At 73.0% G+C, this 19,648-nt stretch carries 10 protein-coding genes and 1 pseudogene; 5 read left to right on the top strand and 6 right to left on the bottom strand.

Annotated features, from left to right (window positions below):
* Positions 1 to 3: 3 nt before the first annotated feature.
* The 4 genes and pseudogenes from ACFO0C_RS32240 to ACFO0C_RS32225 form a co-directional block, all read left to right on the top strand.
* Positions 4 to 1,350 (top strand): annotated as a pseudogene (locus ACFO0C_RS32240) (type I polyketide synthase); the annotation flags it as partial.
* A gap of 130 nt (positions 1,351 to 1,480) precedes the next feature.
* Positions 1,481 to 2,329, top strand: coding sequence for a mycofactocin-coupled SDR family oxidoreductase (locus tag ACFO0C_RS32235; RefSeq protein WP_378070515.1), 849 nt, complete (start codon positions 1,481 to 1,483; stop codon positions 2,327 to 2,329).
* A gap of 48 nt (positions 2,330 to 2,377) precedes the next feature.
* Positions 2,378 to 3,637: an LLM class flavin-dependent oxidoreductase gene (locus ACFO0C_RS32230; RefSeq protein ID WP_378070514.1), complete on the top strand. Its 1,260-nt coding sequence runs from the start codon at positions 2,378 to 2,380 to the stop codon at positions 3,635 to 3,637.
* Between the two features lie 22 nt (positions 3,638 to 3,659).
* On the top strand, positions 3,660 to 4,169 hold the full coding sequence (locus ACFO0C_RS32225; RefSeq protein ID WP_378070513.1) for a flavin reductase family protein: 510 nt from the start codon (positions 3,660 to 3,662) through the stop codon (positions 4,167 to 4,169).
* Here ACFO0C_RS32225 and ACFO0C_RS32220 read toward each other — a convergent pair.
* The 6 genes from ACFO0C_RS32220 to ACFO0C_RS32195 form a co-directional block, all read right to left on the bottom strand.
* Positions 4,070 to 5,764: a glycosyltransferase gene (locus ACFO0C_RS32220; protein WP_378070512.1), complete on the bottom strand. Its 1,695-nt coding sequence runs from the start codon at positions 5,762 to 5,764 to the stop codon at positions 4,070 to 4,072. The two genes, ACFO0C_RS32225 and ACFO0C_RS32220, sit on opposite strands and share 100 nt — an antisense overlap.
* On the bottom strand, positions 5,761 to 7,089 hold the full coding sequence (mftC, locus tag ACFO0C_RS32215; RefSeq protein ID WP_378070511.1) for a mycofactocin radical SAM maturase: 1,329 nt from the start codon (positions 7,087 to 7,089) through the stop codon (positions 5,761 to 5,763). The genes ACFO0C_RS32220 and mftC overlap by 4 nt, the downstream gene beginning before the upstream one ends.
* On the bottom strand, positions 7,086 to 7,391 hold the full coding sequence (gene mftB, locus ACFO0C_RS32210) for a mycofactocin biosynthesis chaperone MftB (protein WP_378070510.1): 306 nt from the start codon (positions 7,389 to 7,391) through the stop codon (positions 7,086 to 7,088). The genes mftC and mftB overlap by 4 nt, the downstream gene beginning before the upstream one ends.
* Entirely contained in the window at positions 7,391 to 7,516 is a 126-nt protein-coding gene (gene mftA, locus ACFO0C_RS32205) for a mycofactocin precursor MftA (RefSeq protein WP_378070509.1), read from the bottom strand. The genes mftB and mftA overlap by 1 nt, the downstream gene beginning before the upstream one ends.
* 87 nt (positions 7,517 to 7,603) lie before the next feature.
* On the bottom strand, positions 7,604 to 10,411 hold the full coding sequence (locus ACFO0C_RS32200) for a helix-turn-helix transcriptional regulator (protein ID WP_378070508.1): 2,808 nt from the start codon (positions 10,409 to 10,411) through the stop codon (positions 7,604 to 7,606).
* A 492-nt stretch (positions 10,412 to 10,903) separates the two neighbouring features.
* A complete protein-coding gene (locus tag ACFO0C_RS32195; protein WP_378070507.1) occupies positions 10,904 to 11,665 on the bottom strand; it encodes a thioesterase II family protein in 762 nt (253 codons plus the stop codon).
* 216 nt (positions 11,666 to 11,881) lie between these two features.
* Here ACFO0C_RS32195 and ACFO0C_RS32190 point away from each other — a divergent pair, with 216 nt between their 5' ends.
* Entirely contained in the window at positions 11,882 to 19,612 is a 7,731-nt protein-coding gene (locus ACFO0C_RS32190; RefSeq protein ID WP_378070506.1) for an SDR family NAD(P)-dependent oxidoreductase, read from the top strand.
* Positions 19,613 to 19,648: the final 36 nt, after the last annotated feature.

Below are 19,648 nucleotides of genomic sequence, written 5' to 3'. Positions count from 1 at the left end.
GTGACAGTGGAACCGTCCGTCGACCGGCTCGTCGAGGCACTGCGCAGCGCACTGCTGGAGAACGAGCGGCTGCAGGAGACCAACGACGAGCTCGCCGCCCGGGCCGGCGAACCCGTGGCCATCATCGGCATGGCCTGCCGCTACCCCGGGGACATCGGCACACCGGAGCAGCTGTGGCGCTTCGTCGAGGAGGGCCGCGACGCGGTGACCCTCTTCCCCGCCGACCGTGGCTGGGACACCGACGGGATCTACGACCCGGAGCCGGGGGTGCCGGGCCGGAGCATCACCCGGGAGGGCGCCTTCCTGCACGACGTGGCCGACTTCGACGCCGAGCTGTTCGGCATCTCGCCCCGGGAGGCCGAGGAGATCGATCCGCAGCAGCGGGTGCTCCTGGAGACGGCCTGGGAGGCGATCGAACGGGCCCGCATCGACCCGCTGAGCCTCAAGGGGACCCGTACCGGTGTCTTCACCGGCGTGATGTACCACGATTACGACGGTGCCGACGGCGGTGGCAGCCTGGTCAGCGGCCGGGTGGCGTTCACCCTCGGGCTGGAGGGCCCGGCCGTCTCGATCGACACCGCCTGCTCGTCGTCGCTGGTGTCGCTGCACCTGGCGGCACAGGCACTGCGGGCGGGGGAGTGCTCACTGGCCCTGGCCGGCGGCGTCACCGTGATGTCGACGCCGGAGACGTTCCTCTACTTCAGCAAACAGCGCGGACTCGCCCCCGACGGCCGCTGCAAGTCGTTCGCGGCGGCGGCCGACGGCACCGGCTGGGGCGAGGGGTGCGGCATGCTGCTGCTGGAGCGGCTCTCCGACGCCCGCCGCAACGGGCACCGGGTGCTCGCCGTGATCCGCGGTTCGGCGATCAACCAGGACGGGGCGTCGAGCGGCATCACCGCGCCCAACGGTCCCGCGCAGCAGCGGGTGATCCGGCAGGCGCTGGCCGGTGCCGGTCTCGCCGCGTCCGACGTGGACGTGGTCGAGGCGCACGGTACGGGTACCCGGCTGGGCGACCCGATCGAGGCACAGGCGCTCCTGGTCACCTACGGCCGGGACCGCCCCGCCGACCGGCCGCTGTGGCTCGGCTCGATCAAGTCGAACCTGGGCCACACCCAGGCCGCGGCGGGTGTCGCCGGCGTCATCAAGCTGGTGATGGCGATGCGGCACGGGCAGTTGCCGCGCACCCTGCACGTCGACGAGCCCACCCCGCAGGTCGACTGGAACGCCGGCGCGGTGCGGCTGCTGACCGGCGCCCGGGAGTGGCCGGACACCGGCCGGGCCCGCCGTGCCGGGGTCTCCTCGTTCGGCATCAGCGGCACGAATGCGCACGTGATCATCGAGCAGGCGCCCACGGAAACGGTGCACCCCTAGATTGCCCGGGCACCCCTTGATAGGGGTCCGGAAAAGGGTCGCGCCGGTATCGGAAAGCGGTAGAAATTGCGGCAGGAATTGAGCCGCAGAAATCTGATGGGAGGCCGTGATGGGCCGGGTTGACGGTAGGGTCGCATTGATCACCGGTGCCGCGCGAGGCCAGGGGCGCAGCCATGCGGTCCGGCTGGCCGAAGAGGGCGCGGACATCATCGCCATCGACGTCTGCCGGGATCTGGAGGTGACCGAGTACCCGCTCGCCGACGCCGCCGACCTGGAGGAGACCGGCCGCCTGGTGGAGAAGACCGGGCGCCGGGTGGTGCTCCGGCAGGCCGACGTCCGTGACGCGGCGGCCCTGAAGGAGGCGGTCGCCTCCGGGGTGGCCGAGTTGGGCCGGCTCGACGCCGTGGTGGCCAACGCGGGCATCCTGCCGATCGGCGCCGGCCGCCCGGTGACGGCGTTCACCGACACCGTCGACGTGAACCTCCTCGGTGCGGTGAACACCGTGCACGCTGCACTTCCGCACCTCGGCGAGGGTGGGTCGGTCATCCTGATCGGCTCGGTCACCGGCCAGATCCCGGGGTTCGGCGACACCACCCCGGCCGGGCCCGGATTCGCCGGATACCGGTTCGCCAAGCAGGTCCTCGCCAGCTATGTCAGCACCCTGGCGGTGCAGCTCGCGCCGTCCGGCACCCGGGTCAACGCGATCCACCCGACCAACGTCGACACCGCGATGCTGCGCAACGACCCGATGTACCGCACCTTCCGCCCCGACCTCGAACAGCCCGGCTGGGACGACGCCGAGGCGGGCTTCACCGGGATCCAGGCCATGCCGATCGCCTATGTGGAAGCGATCGACGTCTCGCACGCCGTGGTCTATCTCGCCTCCCCGGAATCCCGTTACGTGACCGGCCTGCAAATGCGCATCGACGGCGGCGCGCTCGTCAAGCAGAGCCTGTAGAGAAAAGCCCTCTCCCCTTTCCGTGTCAGTGCGAAAGGAATACCGCACATGCGTTTCGGACTCATCTACCACCACCAGCTCCCGCGGCCGTGGCAGGCCGACAGCGAGGAGCGGATGTTCCGCGAGTCGCTGGAGCAGATCGAGATCGCGGACAAGCTCGGGTTCGACTACGCCTGGGCGACCGAGCACCACTTCCTGGAGGAGTACTCGCACTCCGCCGCCCCCGAGGTGTTCCTGGCCGCGGCCGCCGCCCGGACGAAGAACATCCGCCTCGCCCACGGCATCGTCACGCTCGCGCCGTCGGTCAACCACCCGACCCGGGTCGCCGAGCGCCTGGCCACCCTCGATCTGATCTCCGGCGGCCGCGTCGACTTCGGCACCGGCCAGGGCAGCTCCCAGCTGGAGCTCGACGGGTTCGGCGTGTCCCGGGAGACCAAGCGCGACCAGTGGGCCGAGGCCCTCGGCGTGATCACCCGGATGCTCTCCGAGACGCCGTTCACCGGTCACGACGGCGAGTACGTCAAGGTCCCGCCGCGCAACGTGGTGCCGAAGCCGAAGCAGGGCCCGCACCCGCCGCTGTGGGTGGCGTGCAGCGCCCGGCAGACGATCGAGTCGGCGGCGAAGGCGGGCCTCGGCGCGCTGTCGTTCTCCTTCGTGTCACCGGAGGAGGCCAAGGAATGGGTGGACCTCTACTACCGCACGCTCGCCTCCGAGGAGTGCGTGCCGCTGGGCAAGACCGTCAACCCCAACTTCGCCGTCGTGCTCCCCTTCATGTGCCACCCCGACGAGGAGACCGCCCTGGACCGGGGTCTGTCCGGCGCCCACTTCTTCTCCTACTCGCTGATGCACTACTACATCACCGGGCAGCACCGGCCGGGCACCACCGACGTGTGGAACGAGTTCGAGAAGAACCGCGAGCAGTACGGCCTGGTCCGTGACCCGGCACCGGCCGGCGACACCGAGCAGAGCCCCGAGGCCCAGGCGATGCTGGCGCAGATCACCTCGCTGCGCCGCGGCATCGGCACCCCGGACCAGATCCGGGACCTGATCCGCCGGTACGAGGCGGTCGGTGTCGACCAGGTCATCTTCTCGGTGCAGATCGGCAAGAACCAGCACGAGCACATCGTCGAGTCGCTGGAGACGTTCGCGGCCGAGGTGCTGCCGGAGTTCGCCGAGGGCCGGGAGGCCGCCGACGCCGCCAAGAACGCGCGCCTCGAAGTCGCGATCAAGGAGGCGCTCAGCCGGATCGTCCCGAACACCACCGACATCGGTGACTACACCGTCGCCCCGGAACTCGGCGGCAAGTGATGCCGGGCCGCGGGACGCGACGATGACGGCCACGGCGGCCGGTCTGGGTACGGGGCGGCAGTTCCGCCTCGCCGCGGGCCGGTTCCCCAGCGGCGTGACCGTGGTGACCACCGTGGCGGACGGCGAACCCCACGGGACCACGGTGAACGCGTTCACGACGGTCTCCCTGTCACCGCTGATGATCCTGGTGGTGCTGGGCGCGACCTCGCGGCTCCACGACAAGATCCACCGGAGCGGCACGTTCACCGCGACCGTCCTCGGCGGTCACCAGGAGGACGACGCACGATGGTTCGCCGACTCCGCGCGCCCGTCCGGGCTCACCGGTTTCGCCGGTCGGGCCTGGCGCCCGGCCACCTTCTCCGGCGCTCCGGTGCTGACCGAGGGCATCGCGTACTTCGACTGTGCCGTGGCGGCCGCCTACCCGGCCGGCGATCACACGGTCTTCATCGGCGCGGTCGAGGACTTCGAACGGATCTCGGACCGGCCGGCCCTGCTCTTCGCGGACAGCCGGCTCACCGCGGCGACACCCTGACGCCACCCCAGACGCCGCCCTGCCTCCGGCCGGCCGTCGAGCACGACCGGAGGCACCGGCCCGGACACCGAATCCCCCTCGGTGTCCGGGCCGGCGTTTCCCGCCGGACGGGTCAGGACCGGCAGCAGCGCTCCGGCGTCACCGTCACGGAGGGCGGCGAACCAGACGCCGGCGCCGTAAGCCAGGTCGTCGGCGAGTCGCAGGGCCATCCAGCGGACCGGGTCGATGCCGGGTCTCTCGCGGTGCCACTGGTGGGCGTACCGGGCGAGGCAGGCGGCCAGCAGGATCCGGCCGGACCGGCGGGTGAGCAGTATCGGGACCGCCACCGGCCACCAGGAGCGGGTCACCGCGTCGCCCAGCAGCCGGGCGCTGTCGGCCCAGGCCCGGGCGGCCAGCGCGGTGGAGGCGGAGACCGGCACACCCCGGGCGTGCAACCGGCGGACCATCCCGGCCGCCCCGGCGGCGGCGGTCACCGCACCGGGCACCGGAAGACCGGCGGCCATCAGGGTCCAGGACGCTGCGAGCGTGACAGGCATCCGGACCGGAGTGACGGTACGGCCGTGGCGCCGGGCCAGAGCACTGGTGGACGTGCCGTAGCCGAACCGTTGCCGGGCCCAGTCCCGCCACCGTTCGCGGGGCAGGTGGCGCACCACCGCGGACGGCTCGTAGCGGATCTCCGCCCCCGAGGCGGCCAGTCGCCAGATCAGATCGACGTCCTCACCGAACCGCAGGTCCTCGTCGAAGCCCCCATGCGCACGCAGTGCCGACACCCGGACCACGAGCGCGGCCGTCGGGACGTAGGAGACTCGCCCACCCGGGGTGACCCGTGCCGGCGCAGCCCCGAGATCGAGCGGAGACCGCACCTCTTCATAGCGGCCCAGCAGCGAGGAGCGGCCCAGCAGCGAGGAGCGGCCCGGCAGCGAGGAGCGGCCCGGCAGCGGGGAGCGGCCCAGCAACGAGGAGCGGCCCAGCAACGAGGAGCGGCCCAGCAGCGAGGAGCGGTGCGGCGTCGGCGAGGGGTGCGGCGGCGAGTAGTCGGCCGCGCCTCGGATCCGGGGCGCCACCGCGGCCACCGCCGGATCGTCGAAGTGCGGTAGCAGCGAATCCAGCCAGCCTTCTTCCGGGACCGTATCCGCGTCGAGAAAGGCCACGAATGGTGTGGTCACGGTCCGCCAGCCGGTGTTGCGGGCCGCGGCCGGGCCTCGGGACCGCTCGTGCCGGAGTGTCGCCGCGGACAACGGCATGGCGGAGCCGTCGTCGACGATGACCACCGCCGCCAGCCCGCCGAGGTGGGGGAGTAGCTGCGCGAGCGGCCGGGCATGATCGCGGACCGGGACCACCGCGGTCACGTCGAGGGCATCCGACTGCCCGCCCACGTACCGCGGATGCACGAGACCGGCGTGCACGAGCCGCCGGGTGAGCCGCTGGTGCGCCGCTGAACCCGTCACCGGCCGCCCGGCGAGCCATCCGGCGACCAGCGCGGCTGCCCTTTCGGGCAGCCGCACCACACGGGTGGGCGTGCCACCGGTGAGGACCCGGCCGCCGGCGTGGGACCGAAGCCCTGTGTCGGCGGTCAGCCACCGCAGTCCGGTCACATCCCCGCGGACGGGCCGCCAGGAAGGCCGCCGGGCAGGTCGCCCGGAAGGCCGGCGGGATGGCCGGCGGGCGGTGAGGCGGGGTGGCGGGCGAATGGGGAGGCGGAATGGCCTTCGGGCGGGGATGTGGGCAGGCCGGCCAGGGGACTGGCGTCACAGGCGCGGCCGGAGGTCGCCGGAACACTGCCGGCCACGCCGATCCGCACCGGCACCGGGCCGGTGGAGCGCCGCGGCGCCCGACGGTGCGAGTGGTCGCCGAGCGGCCGCGGCGCCGTGCCGGACCCGACGGTGGCCAGCAGTTTCTCCCCATGGCCCTGCACGCATTCCGGGTCGGGCCCGTCCAGCGGCAGCCCGGTGAAGAACTTCGCGGCCATACAGCCACCACGGCACGAGTCGTACGCCGAGCACCCGGAACAGGCGCCGCCACCGGACGGTTCGCGTAGTTCCGCGAAGAGCGGCGCGTCCCGCCACACCGCGGCGAAGCCACCGGGGGTACGCACGTTGCCGGCCCGGAAGCGGTCGTGGATCGCGAAGGGGCAGGCGTACACGTCGCCGATCGGGTCGATGAGGCAGACGACCCGGCCCGCGCCGCAGAGGTTGAGCCCCGGCAGCGGTTGCGAGCCGAGGGCGTTGAGGTGGAAGAACGAGTCGCCGGTCAGCACCTGTTCCCCGTGGTCGAGCAGCCAGTGGTACAGGTCGCGCTGCTGCTCGGCGGTGGGGTGCAGGCTGTCCCACACGTCCGCGCCACGGCCGGCCGGGCGCAGCCGGGTGAGCCGGAGCTGGGCGCCGTACCGTGCCGCGATGGCGGCGAAGTCGTCGAGTTGACCGGCGTTGTGCCGGGTGACCACGACGCTCAGTTTGAACCCGCGCATCCCGGCGTCGGCCAGGTTCTCCATCGCCCGCATCGCCGTCGTCCAGGAGCCGGGGCCGCGTACCGCGTCGTTGATCGCCGCTGTGGCCCCGTCGAGGGAGATCTGGACGTCCAGGTAGTCGGTGGCGGCCAGCCGGCGGGCCCGGTCCGGGGTGATCCGGACCCCGTTGGTGGAGAATTTCACGCCCACCCGGGAGTCGGTGGCGTATTCGACCAGCTCCCAGAAGTCCGGCCGCACTGTCGGCTCGCCGCCACCGATGTTCACGTAGAACACCTGCATGCGGCGGAGTTCGTCGATCACGCCGCGGGCCTCGGCGGTGGTCAGTTCGTCCGGGTCACGCCGGCCGGACGACGACAGGCAGTGCACGCAGGCGAGGTTGCAGGCGTAGGTGAGTTCCCAGGTCAGGCAGATGGGCGCGGCCAGACCGGTCTGGAAGTGGTCGACGAGTCTCACGCCGCCACCCCGTCCGGCCCAGTGGGCACCGGCTCGATGGTCCCGGCGCCGGCCAGTTCGGTCAGGGCCGCCAGGTAGGCGGCCCGTTGTCCGGCCGGCACCCGGGCCCGGTCGAGCGCGGCGTGCACGTCCACACTGTCCTCGAGCGCCTCCACCGTGGCGACGAGCATCGGCGTCTTCAGGAACGAGAGCCTGCGCGTGCCGAAGTGGTAGGCGAGCGCGCCGAACGGTTCCGGCCGCAGCGCGACCTGCGGCGACCGGCGGAACCGCCGCCCGGGCGGGAACGGGGTGCCGGCGCTCATCAGTAGACGCCGCACATGCCGTCGATGGAGATCTCCTCGATCAGCATGTCCTCCTCGATGTCGAACAGGTCCTCGTCGAGGTCGGTGATCTCCTCGACCTCCGGCTCGGTCACGGTGACGGTCATGATGTGCTCCTTCGGATCGTGACGTGCCAGTCCATTGGAATGGCTCGATCGCTGTCGCGGCCATGACCCGAACCCCCTAAGCGACCCCTAACAGGCCTGGAAGCTCTCGTTGCGGTCGACGGCCGGACGGAGGTACGGATCGGGCTGCCGGGTCAGTTCCGGAGGCAGTGCCGAGCGGCCGCGCACGTTGAGCTTCCGGTACACCCGGGTGAGGTGCTGCTCGACGGTGCTGACGGTGATGTAGAGCTGCCGGCTGATCTCCCGGTTGGTGTGCCCGAGGGCGGCGAGCGTGGCGACCCGGCGTTCCGCGTCACTGATCGAGGGGGTGGTGTCGAGTTCGGCGTCGGTCTCCTGGATGCCCTCCGCTGCACCCGGCGACAACCGCCCGAGGAATCGCTCGGCGCCGCTGACGCCGGCTTCCCGGATCGAGCGCCGCAGTACGAGACTCGCGGTGTCGCTGTCACCGAGTTCCTGGTAGGTGTGGCTGAGGTCGGCCAGGGAACGGGCCAGTTCGAACTGGTCGCCGGTGTTCTCCAGGGTGTCGACCGAGCCGTGCAGCAGCTCGGACCGCTGTGCCAGGTCGCTCGCCGCGGCCAGCACGCGCAGGCACACGCCGCGGACCCGGTCGTCGTCCGGCCGGAGGCGTTCCAGCTGGGCGGCCACGAGCTCGCGGGCCACGCCGGGCCGGCCGAGCCGCAGCTGCGCCTGGGCGAGGTCACTGCGCCACGGGACGATGCTGGGCAGGTCGAGGTTGCGCTTCTTCATCAGCTCGCTGCAGTGTTCGAAGTCGTGCGCGGCGACCAGCGGATGGTCGGCCGCCAGATAGTAGTGACCGCGCGCCTGCAGGTAGCGGAGCCCGAAGACGGTCTGGAACATGGCCTCCGGTACGACGTGCTTCTCCGGGGCGTTGACCCAGGAGGTGTGTCCCATCGCGGCCTGGGCCTGCAGCAGCGTCGCCAGGGGCATGCCGATGAGGACGCCCCAGCCGTTGGCGGGCAGCATGTCGAGGGCTTTCTGGGCCCCGGCGGCCGCGGTGGCGAGCTCACCCTGGCGCAGCGCGATCTCGGCCCGGATGCCGCAGAACAGCGCCTCCCAGGTGTTGGAGCGGCGCAGGGACGCCTCGTCGGCGAGGGTGTCGCACCAGGTCGCGGCCCGTGCCGTCCGGCCCGCGTAGAGCAGGGCCAGCAGTCCGGACGCGGCGACCTCCAGGGTGTCGTCGCGCAGCCGGCAGCTCTGCAGCATGTGCTCGGCGCTGCTCGCGACCCGCTCCGCCTCGCCTGAGCTGAGGGCGGCGGCCAGGGTGGCGGCGGCCTCGGCCCAGAGGTTGTCGGTGACCAGCCGCAGCCGGGTGCCGCCGCTGGGCTCACCCTCGGAGGGGCGGCGGAAGCTGCCGTAGATGAAGTTGTAGGCCAGCTGGAGCTCGGCGGTGACCCGGGAGGCCGCGGAGCCGGAGGCCTGCTCGATGACCTGGTCCATCAGGTCCACGGCGTCGGGGCTGCCCTGCCACAGCAGCTGGCGGACAACCGTCACGGCGTCGTCGTCGGTGAGTGTCCCGTCCCGGACGGCGGCCTGGAGCTGCGGCAGGTGGTGGGCGGCGACCGAGGGGCTGTCGCGCCACTCGGCGCGGGCCAGCATCATCCGGATCGCCGTCTGGACCTGGTCGTCGGCGCCGGCGCTCAGGGCGAGCTGGAGCAGGGTGACGGCCCGGTCGGACTGGTCCTCGGCGATCGCGTGGCGGGCCGCGTCGCGCAGCACCTCGGCCGCCCACGTGCCGCTCACCTGACCGGCGGCGACCAGGTGCCCGGCGACCTCGGTGCTGGGCACCCCGCAGGTGTCGAGCAGTGCCGCCACCTGCAGATTCAGCTCGCACCGGTGCTCGGGGGTCATCGAGTCCAGGACGGCGGTGCGTGCGGTGGCGGAGCGGAACCGGTGCCCGTCGAGCAGCCCGGCCGCGTCCAGCACCTGCATCGCCTTGATCGCCTCCTCGGTGTTGACGCCGAGGAGCCGGTTGAGCATGACGGGCGAGGACCGGTCATGGAGTACGGCCACCCCTTCCGCGATCGTCTGCAGCCCCGGCTCCCAGCGGTGCAGGCATCCGAGGACCGCCTGTCCGAACGCCGTACCGGGCAGTCCCCGCGGAGCGATGGTGGCGATGTCCTCGGACTCCGCGGCGGCGTCGTCGAGCAGGGCGCGGACCAGCAGCGGGTTGCCGCCGGTCTCCTGGTGGATGTGTGGCGCGAGCCGGGCGGCGGTGGTGTCGCCGACGACCTGGGCGGCCATCTGCGCGACGCCGTCCTGGGAGAGGGTGGAGAGCTTGATCCGGTGGTGGGAGTGCCGCACCATCGCCGCGTGCAGGCCCTGACGGGGTGTCTGGATCTGCACCCACTCGTTGAGGACGACCAGGATCGGCGCCTTCCGGATGCGGCGCAGCAGCGACTGCAGGACCTGGAAGGACGCGGCGTCCATGAACGGGACGTCGTCGATGCCGATGACGACCGGCTGGGTGCGGGCGAGTTCGAGCAGGATGGCGCAGATGCCGTGGACCCCGGTGGCGTCGGAGAGCTCGGGGATGGTGTGCTCGTCGGCCTGGGCCGGGGAAACCGAGACCCGGACGAGGTCGCTCACCCGCTCGGCGGTGCAGTCCGGGAGTTCGGTGCTGTGGAACAGCTGCTCGATCACGCCGAGCTGGAGGTCCGTCTCCGCGCGGGAGCCGGCGGCGGTGAGCACCAGGGCTCCCCGCGAGTTCGCGTGCTCGGCGAAACCTTCGAGCAGCGCGGTCTTGCCCAGGGCCAGGCCGCCGGAGACGACGACCACCTCGCCCTGTCTCTTTCTCGTGCACTTCTCCAAGAGTCTGCCAAGCATCAGAGACGCCTGTTCGCGTTCGACCAGTCCCATCTGTGCACCTACCCCGTTAGTTCATGCTGCCTGGTTTGATGTGATGTCAAAGGGGGGAATCAAGTCATATAAGACTTCTTTTCGCTCGTGGGGTCAGCATGAGTCTCACCCAGCGTGAGAAAGTTGTCACGGCGGGTGGTGTAGTTGTGGGGGTATCTGTATTCCGCGCCGAACGCCGTCAATGTCCCGGCCCGACCCGGATGCTCCGGATGATTTCCGGAGGGGTCTGTCAGCCCGCGGCTGGCCCGCATGTTTCGGCCGGGTGTGCGGTCTTGCTGAAGGAGAGCCTGTCGATGGTCCGTCGGGCCAGCGCTGAGGTCATGACCGAACTATACAAAATAGATAGACGCTTGTCAGTAACGCTTGTCTAAGACGCTTGTATAGCTCTTGTAAACAGCGTAGAAATCGCGTATGCCCGAAATTTCGGGCATCCCGGAGGCGCAAAAAAGGTGCCGGTTGCCCGGCACCTGAAAAACAGTCAGAAAAGGTACGTCACGATCGCGCCCATTGCGCCATGTGAGCCGCCACCTCGTCCAGAACCGCCGGCGCGTGGGCGTTCAGGAAGAAGTGACCGCCCGGATAGACCCGGCAGTCGAAGGCGGCAGAGGTGTGCTCCCCCCAGCTGCGCACCTCGTCCACGGTGGCCTTCGGGTCGTCGTCACCGGTGAAGGCCACGATCGGGCACTCCAGCCGCGGCCCCGGCTCGTACCGGTACGTCTCGGCCGCCCGGTAGTCGGCCCGCAACGACGGCAGGGCCGCACGCATCATCTCCTCGTCGTCGAGCACGCTCGCCGCGCCCCCGTCGAGTTCCCGCAGCTCCGACCGGAACTCCTGCTCGCTGCCGAGGTGGACGTACTCGTCGCGGTGACGTGACGGCGCGCGCCGCCCGGAGGCGAACAGCCCCAGCGGGTGCACCCCCCGCGCCTCCAGCCGGCGGGCCACCTCGAACGCCAGCGTCGCGCCGAGGCTGTGACCGAACAGCGCGAACGGCACGCCGGTCCAGCCGCCGAGCGCGTCGAGCAGCCGGTCCACGTACTCCGGCACCGCGTCGATCGGGGCCTCCGCCCGGCGGTCCTGCCGGCCCGGGTACTGGATCGCGAGCACCTCGACCGTCGGCGCCAGCCGGCGTGACACCGGGAAGAAGTAGGACGCCGACCCGCCCGCGAACGGAAGACAGATCAGGCGCGGAGCGTCCGCCGGCGCCTGGTGGAATCGGCGCACCCAGGCGTTGTCCGTACCGATCGATGCCGTCATGGTCCGCACTCTCCTCACTGGTTCCCTCGCCAGCAACGTGCCAGCGGGCCCCGGCCGCGGCAACCCCTAAGGCCGCTGGTCATAGGGGCCCGGCCCGCTGGTTGAGGGGTTAGCCGCCGGGTCCGTCCTCAGTAGCGTCCTTGACGGCGCACACCTGTGTGGAGCTCGCCTTTTCCAGCACCTTCGATGCAACGGACCAGAGGGGTGTCCCCGGTAATGATCGAGGAGAAGCCTTCGGCACCGGCCGGTGCCGGCCTGATCTCCAGGGCCGTCCCCTGGGTCGTCTCGGGCCGCAGCGCCCCCGCGCTCCGGGCGCAGGCCGCGAAACTCCGGGACTTCCTGACGGAGAACCCGGGCGCCCGCCCACCGGACGTCGGACTGTCGCTCGCGACGACACGCTCCCTGCTGGGACACCGCGCCGTCGTCGTCGGCGCCGATGACGCGGAACTGACCGAGGGCCTGAGCGCGCTCGCCGACGGTACCGCCGCCCCCGCGGTCGTCACCGGTCAGGGCGGCGCCGGCCGGGTCGTCTTCGTCTTCCCCGGCCAGGGTGGACAGTGGCCCCGCATGGCGATCGAGCTCCTCGACTCGTCCGAGGTCTTCGCCGCGATGATCCGCCGCTGCGCGCGGGCCCTGGCCGCGCACGTCGACTGGGACCTCGAAGACGTCCTGCGACAGGCGTCCGGCTCTCCCGGCCTCGATCGCGTCGACGTGGTGCAGCCGGCCCTGTGGGCGGTCATGGTGTCGCTGGCCGAGCTGTGGAAGTCCTTCGGCGTCATCCCCGCCGCGGTCGTCGGCCATTCCCAGGGCGAGATCGCCGCGGCGTACGTCGCCGGCGCCCTCACCCTGGAGGACGCCGCGCTGATCGTGGCCCGCCGCAGCCGGCTGATCGCCGAGGACCTCGCCGGCAAGGGCGGCATGATGTCCGTGGCGCTGCCCGCCGCGGTCGTGCGGGACCGGCTCACCCGCTGGTCCGGGCGTCTGCAGATCGCCGTCGTCAACGGTCCCACGGCCACCGTGGTCTGCGGCGACCTGGCCGCCCTCGACGAGATCCACGACGAACTGGTCGCCGAGGAGGTCCGGGTCCGCCGGATCCCGGTCGACTACGCCTCGCACTCGCACTACGTGGAGGGCATCCGCGACTCCCTCCACGAGATCCTCGCCCCGGTCGCACCCCGTTCCTCGGCGGTGGCGTTCTACTCCACGGTCACCGGCGGGCTGCTCGACACGACAGCGCTCGACGCCACCTACTGGTACACCAACCTGCGGCAGACGGTGCTCTTCGCCGACGCCACCGAGGCGCTGCTGGCCGACGGCTTCTCCGCGTTCGTCGAGGCGAGTCCGCACCCGATGCTGCGGGTCGGCATCCAGGAGACACTCGACGCCGGTGACCGGGACGCCGCGATCATCGGCACCCTCCGCCGCGACGAGGGCGGCCCGCGACGCTTCGTCACAGCGCTCGCCGAGGCACACGTACGGGGCGTCGCCGTCGACTGGGCGACCGCCCTGCGGGAGTCCGGGGCCCGGGAGACCGACCTTCCGACCTACGCCTTCCAGCGCCGCCGCTACTGGATCAACCCGTCCCGCCTGACCGGTGACCCGTCCCGGGCCGGACAGCTCGCGGTGGACCATCCGCTGCTGGACGCCGTGGTGCAGCGCGCCGATGACGGCGGCCTGCTCTTCACCGGCCGGCTCGCACTCCAGTCGCACCCGTGGCTGGCCGACCACGAGGCGCTCGACCGGGTGCTGCTGCCCGGTACCGCCTTCGTCGAGCTGGCCGTCCGCGCCGGTGACGAGGCCGGCTGCGACGTGCTCGACGAACTGACCCTGCACGCCCCGCTGGTCCTCCCACGTCAGGGCGCCGTCGCGATCCAGGTGCTGGTCACCGCGGACCGGGCGGTGAGCGTGCACTCCCGGCCGCACGGCGACCACGGGCCGTGGACCCTGCACGCGGCCGGCACGCTGCGCGCCGCGGGACCGGCGGACCGCCCGGCCCCCGCCGCCGAGTGGCCCCCGCGCGACGCCACGGTGCTCGACCTCGGCGACGGCTACCAGCGGCTGTTCGAGCGCGGCTACCGGTACGGCCCGGTCTTCCAGGGGCTGACCGCGGCGTGGCGGCGTGGCGGCGAACTGTTCGCCGAGGTGTCACTGCCCGAGACCGCGCACCGCGACGCCGCCCGGTTCCGGCTGCACCCGGCGCTGTTCGACGCGGCGCTGCACACCGACCTGCTGGCCGGCCCGGACGACGGCGGCACCGTGCTGCCGTTCGCCTGGTCCGGGGTGCGGATCCACGCGGTCGGTGCGACCCGGCTGCGGGTCACGCTCACCCCGGACGGCTCCGGCGGCACCACTCTGGACGCCACCGACGGCACCGGCGCACCCGTCTTCTCGGTCGCCTCCCTGGTGGCCCGGCCGGTCTCGGCGGACCAGCTGGCCGACCGTGACACCCCGCGGCCGCTGGCCCTGACCTGGAACCCGGCCCCGGTGGGGGAGGCGGCGCCACCCACGGACTGGGCGGTCCTCGGGTCGCTGCCGATCCCGGGGACCACCTCCTGTGCCGGACTCGCCGAGCTGCCCGCGGCGCCGGTGGTCCTGGCCCCGATCGGCGGCGGGACCGGAGACGTCCCGGCCGACCTGCGCCGCAACGCCGGCGCCGCTCTCGCACTGGTCCAGGGCTGGCTGGCCGACGACCGGTTCACCACCTCGACGCTGGTCGTGGTCACCCGTGACGCCGTGCACTCCGGCGCCGACCTCGCCACCGGACCGGTCTGGGGCCTGGTCCGGGCCGCGCAGGCCGAGCACCCGGGGCGGATCGTCCTGGCCGACCTCGACGACTCGCCCGAGTCCCGTGCCGCGCTGCCCGCCGCCCTGGCCGCCGGCGAACCCGAGTTCGCCCTGCGTGACGGCGAGATGCTGGTCCCGCGCCTGACCCCCGACGACACGACCACCGAGCCCGCGGAGGGTGCCCTCGACGGCACGGTCCTGATCACCGGCGGCACCGGCGGGCTCGGCGCCGTGATCGCCCGGCACCTGGTCACCGGCCACGGCGCGCGCACCCTGCTGCTGACCAGCCGCCGCGGCGAGGACGCCCCCGGAGCCACCGGACTCCGCGCCGAACTCACCGCCCTGGGCGCCGACGTCCGCATCGCCGCCTGCGACATCGGTGACCGCGACGCGGTGGCCGCGCTGCTCGGCGACATACCGGCGGACCGCCCGCTCACCGCGGTGATCCACGCCGCCGGGGTACTCGACGACGGGGTGATCGAGGCGCTCGACCCGGCCCGCCTGGACCGGGTGCTCGCCCCCAAGGTCGACGGCGCCTGGCACCTGCACGAGCTGACCCGTGACCTCGGCCCGCGGATGTTCGTCCTGTTCTCGTCGGCGGCCGGCACGCTCGGCGCGGCCGGGCAGGGCAACTACGCCACCGCCAACGTCTTCCTCGACCTGCTGGCCCGGCACCGCCGCACCGCGGGCCTCCCGGCGCAGTCGATGGCCTGGGGGCTGTGGGCCGACGGCACCGGCATGACCGGCGAACTCACCGAGGCCGACCGGGAACGCCTGCGCCGGCAGGGCTTCCCGCCGATGCCGACGTCCGAGGGGCTGGCGCTCTTCGACGCGGCGATCACTTCCGGACGGGATCTGCTGCTTCCGCTCGCCCTCGATCACGGCGCGCTGCGGAGTCAGGCGGCGGCCGGTCGGTTGCCCGTACCCCTCAAGGGTCTGATCAGGGTGCCGGCCCGCCGGACCGCCCGCGCGGCAGACGCGGACGGCACCGCGGACCTCGCGGCCACCCTGCTGCGGACGGCGGTTCCGGAACGGCGGCGGCTGCTGCTCGACCTGGTCCGCGGGCAGGTCGCGGACGTGCTCGGCTACGCCTCGGCGGCCGAGGTGGCCTCGCAGCGGGCGTTCCGGGAGCTCGGGTTCGACTCGCTGACGGCGGTGGAGCTGCGCAACCGGCTGGCCGCCGCGACCGGGGCGCGCCTTCCGGCGACGCTGGTCTTCGACCATCCCACGGCGCAGGCGGTGGCCGAGCATCTGCTGACCGTCCTGGTCTCCGGCGGCGGCGCACGGTCCGGCGATGGTACGGCCGGCGCCCGACCCCGCCACGACGACACCGAGCCCGTCGCGATCGTGGCGATGGCCTGCCGTTTCCCGGGCGGTGTCGGCTCACCGGAGGACCTGTGGCGCCTGGTCGCCGACGGCGGCGAGGCGATCGGCCCGTTCCCCGCCGACCGTGGCTGGGACCTCGGCGCCGTCTACGACCCGGAGCCGGGCACCGCGGGCCGGACCTACGCGCGGGCCGGCGGATTCCTGGACGGTGCCGCCGACTTCGACGCCGCCTTCTTCGGGATCGGCCCGAACGACGCGCTGGGCATGGACCCGCAGCAGCGCCTGCTCCTGGAGACGTCGTGGGAGCTGCTGGAACGCGCCGGCATCGACCCGGCCACGCTGCGCGGCAGCGCCACCGGAGTGTTCGCCGGCGCGATGTACCACGACTACCCGGCCAGCACCGCTACCGGATCGATCGCCTCGGGGCGGCTCGCCTACCAGTACGGGCTGGAGGGTCCCGCCGTCACCGTCGACACCGCCTGCTCGTCGTCGCTGGTGGCCCTGCACCTGGCGGTCCGCTCGCTGCGTTCGGGTGAGTGCTCGCTCGCGCTGGCCGGCGGCGTGACCGTCATGTCGACACCCGAGGTTCTGATCGAATTCGGACGTCAGCGGGGCCTCTCGCCGGACGGCAGGTGCCGGTCCTTCGGCGCCGGGGCGGACGGCACCGGTTTCTCCGAAGGTGTCGGCCTGCTCCTGGTCGAGCGGCTCTCCGACGCCCGCCGCAACGGCCACCCGGTCCTCGCCGTGATCCGCGGCTCGGCGGTCAACCAGGACGGCGCCAGCAACGGCTTCACCGCCCCGAACGGCCCCGCCCAGCAGCGCGTCATCACGACCGCGCTGGCCGACGCCGGACTGACCACCGCCGACGTGCAGGCCGTCGAGGCGCACGGCACCGGCACCGTCCTCGGCGACCCGATCGAGGTGCAGGCGCTGCTCGCCACCTACGGGCAGGGCCGGCCCGGCGGCGAGCCGCTGCGACTCGGCTCCATCAAGTCGAACATCGGGCACACCCAGGCGGCCGCCGGTGTCGCCGGCATCATCAAGATGGTCGGCGCGCTCCGGGCCGGCACCCTGCCGCGCACCCTGCACGCCGACGAGCCGTCACCCCGGATCGACTGGACCGCCGGCGCGGTGGAACTGCTGACCGAGGCCCGTCCCTGGCCCGCCGGCGAGACGGTGCGACGGGCCGGGGTGTCGTCGTTCGGGATCAGCGGCACCAACGCCCACGTGATCCTGGAGGAGGCGCCCGCACCGGAACCGGAGCCGTCGACCGGTGAGCGTCCGGTCGTGCCGTGGCCACTGTCCGCACACTCGCCCGAGGCGCTGCGCTCCCAGGCGGCCCGCCTGCTCGCCCACCTCGACGCGCACACCGGGATCCGGCCGCTGGACCTCGGCTTCTCCCTCGCCACCGGGCGGGCGCGGCTGCCGTACGCGGTCGCCCCGGCCGGCGCCGACCTCGCCGACCTGCGCAGCCGCCTGGCCGCGATAGCCGACGGCGAACCGGCCCCGGACCCCGCCCGGCCGGACGCGCAACTGGCCTACCTGTTCGCCGGGCAGGGTTCGCAACGCCCCGGGATGGGCCGTGAGCTGCACGCCGCGTACCCGGTCTTCGCCCGCGCCTTCGACGCCGCCCTGGCCGCCGTCGACGTGCACCTGGACCGGCCGTTGCGCGACATCGTGTGGGCGGCCGAGGACACCCCCGAGGCGGCCCTGCTGGACCAGACCCGATACGCCCAGCCGGCCGTGTTCGCCCTGGAGATCGCCCTGTTCCGGCTGCTGGAGTCGTGGGGCGTACACCCGGATCGGCTCGTCGGTCACTCCATCGGTGAGCTGGTCGCGGCCCGGGCCGCCGGAGTGCTCGGCCTCGCCGACGCCGCCGCGCTGATCACCGCCCGGGGACGCCTGATGCAGGCCCTCCCGGACGGCGGCGCGATGATCGCCGTGCAGGCCACCGAGGCCGAGATCGCCGACGGGCTGCCGGCGACGGTCGGCATCGCCGCGGTCAACGGCCCCCGATCGGTGGTGATCTCCGGCGAGACGGCCGACGCCGAGGAGGTGGCCGCCCGGTTCGCCGCGCTGGGCCGCCGCACCCGGCGCCTGCGGGTGTCGCACGCCTTCCACTCGCCGCTGATGGCGCCGATGCTCGCCGAGTTCGAGCAGGTCGCGCGGAGCATCACCTACGCCGAACCGCGGATCCCGATCGTGTCGACCGTGACCGGGCGGCCGGCCACCGCCGAGGAGCTGAGCGACCCCGCCTACTGGACCCGGCACGTGTCGGCGACCGTCCGCTTCCACGAGGCCATCCGCACCCTGGCCGAACTCGGGGTCGGCACCTGTCTCGAACTCGGCCCCGACGCGGTCCTCGCCCCGATGGCCGACGAGAGCGGCCTCACCGTCCTGCCGCTGCAGCGCCGGGACCGCGACCCCGAGCAGGAACTGGTCGCCGCGGTGTCCGCCGCCTACGCCCGCGGTGCCACCGTCGACTGGCCGGCGTTCTTCGCCCCGCACCGGCCGGTCGGCACCGGCCTGCCCACCTACCCCTTCCAGCACCGGGCCTACTGGCTCACCGGCGAATCATCCGGCGACGTCACCGCGGTCGGCCAGCGCCCGGCACAGCACCCCCTGCTCGGTGCCGTGGTGTCGCTGCCCGGACCGGACGGGCTGGTGATCACCGGCCGTCTCTCCGAGGCCACCCACCCGTGGCTCGCCGACCACCGCCGCCACGGCGCGACGGTCGTGCCCGCCGCGGCTCTCGCCGAGATGGCCCGGTACGCGGGGGAGCAACTCGACCGCACCGAGGTCCTCGACCTGACCTGTGGCGAGCCACTGGTGCTGCCACCCGGGCAGGCCGCCGACATCCGGGTGCTGGCCGGGCCGGCGGACGCGGCCGGTGACCGTGTCGTGGGCATCCACTCCCGGGCCGACGGCCGGGACGAGTGGACCGCGCACGCGACCGGCGTCCTGACCGGCGGCACCGACCGGCCGCCCGCTCCGGTGGACGGTGACTTCATCGAGGTCGGCGTGGAGGACGGCGCCGGGTACGGCGTACACCCGGCACTGCTGGAGGCCGCCCTGCGGATCGCCGCCGGCGACGAGCGGATCGTGACCCGCTGGTCCGGTCTGCGGCTCTTCTCCTCCGGCCACACCACGCTGCGGGTGCACACCGCCGACACCCCGGACGGAACGACGGTGCGCTGCTCCGACCGGCACGGGCTGCCGGTGCTGGAGACGACCGTCGTGTTCGGCACCCTCACCGAGGAGCGGGTCGCGCCCTACCGCAACGCCGCGCCCGCCGGCCGTACCCGCCCGCAGCCGCCCGCCGACGCCGGCGCCCGGTTCCGGCAGCGGATCACCGAACTCGACTCCGGCGAATGCGACGAGGCCCTGCTCGACCTGGTCCGCACCCACGCCGCCGCGGTCCTCGGGCACCCGTCGGCCGACGCGGTCGACCCCGACCGGGCCTTCCAGGAGATCGGGTTCGACTCGGTGGCCGCCGTCGAGCTGCGGCAACGGCTCACCGCCGCGACCGGGCTCCGGCTGCCGGCCACCCTCGTCTTCGACCACCCGACCGCCCGGGCCGCCGCCGCACACCTGCGGACCCTGGTCCGCCCGGCCGGGCCGACCGCCGGTGCGGCCCTCCTCGACGACCTGGACCGCATCGACACCGCGCTGACCGGCGCCGACCTCAGCGACGAGGAGAACCGGGCACTCACCGCCCGCCTCGAATCGGTGCTCCGCCGGTGGCGCGACCGCGGCGACCCGGCGGCCACGGTGGCGGTCGAGGACGCCACCGACGACGAGCTCTTCCATCTGCTCGACAGCGAACTGGGCGGTTGATACGACATGGCCAACGACGACAAGCTCCGCGACTAC

Source organism: Actinoplanes subglobosus (assembly GCF_042650585.1).
GTDB classification, from domain to species: Bacteria; Actinomycetota; Actinomycetes; order Mycobacteriales; family Micromonosporaceae; genus Actinoplanes; species Actinoplanes subglobosus.
This window is presented reverse-complemented; position numbering and strand designations above follow the sequence as displayed.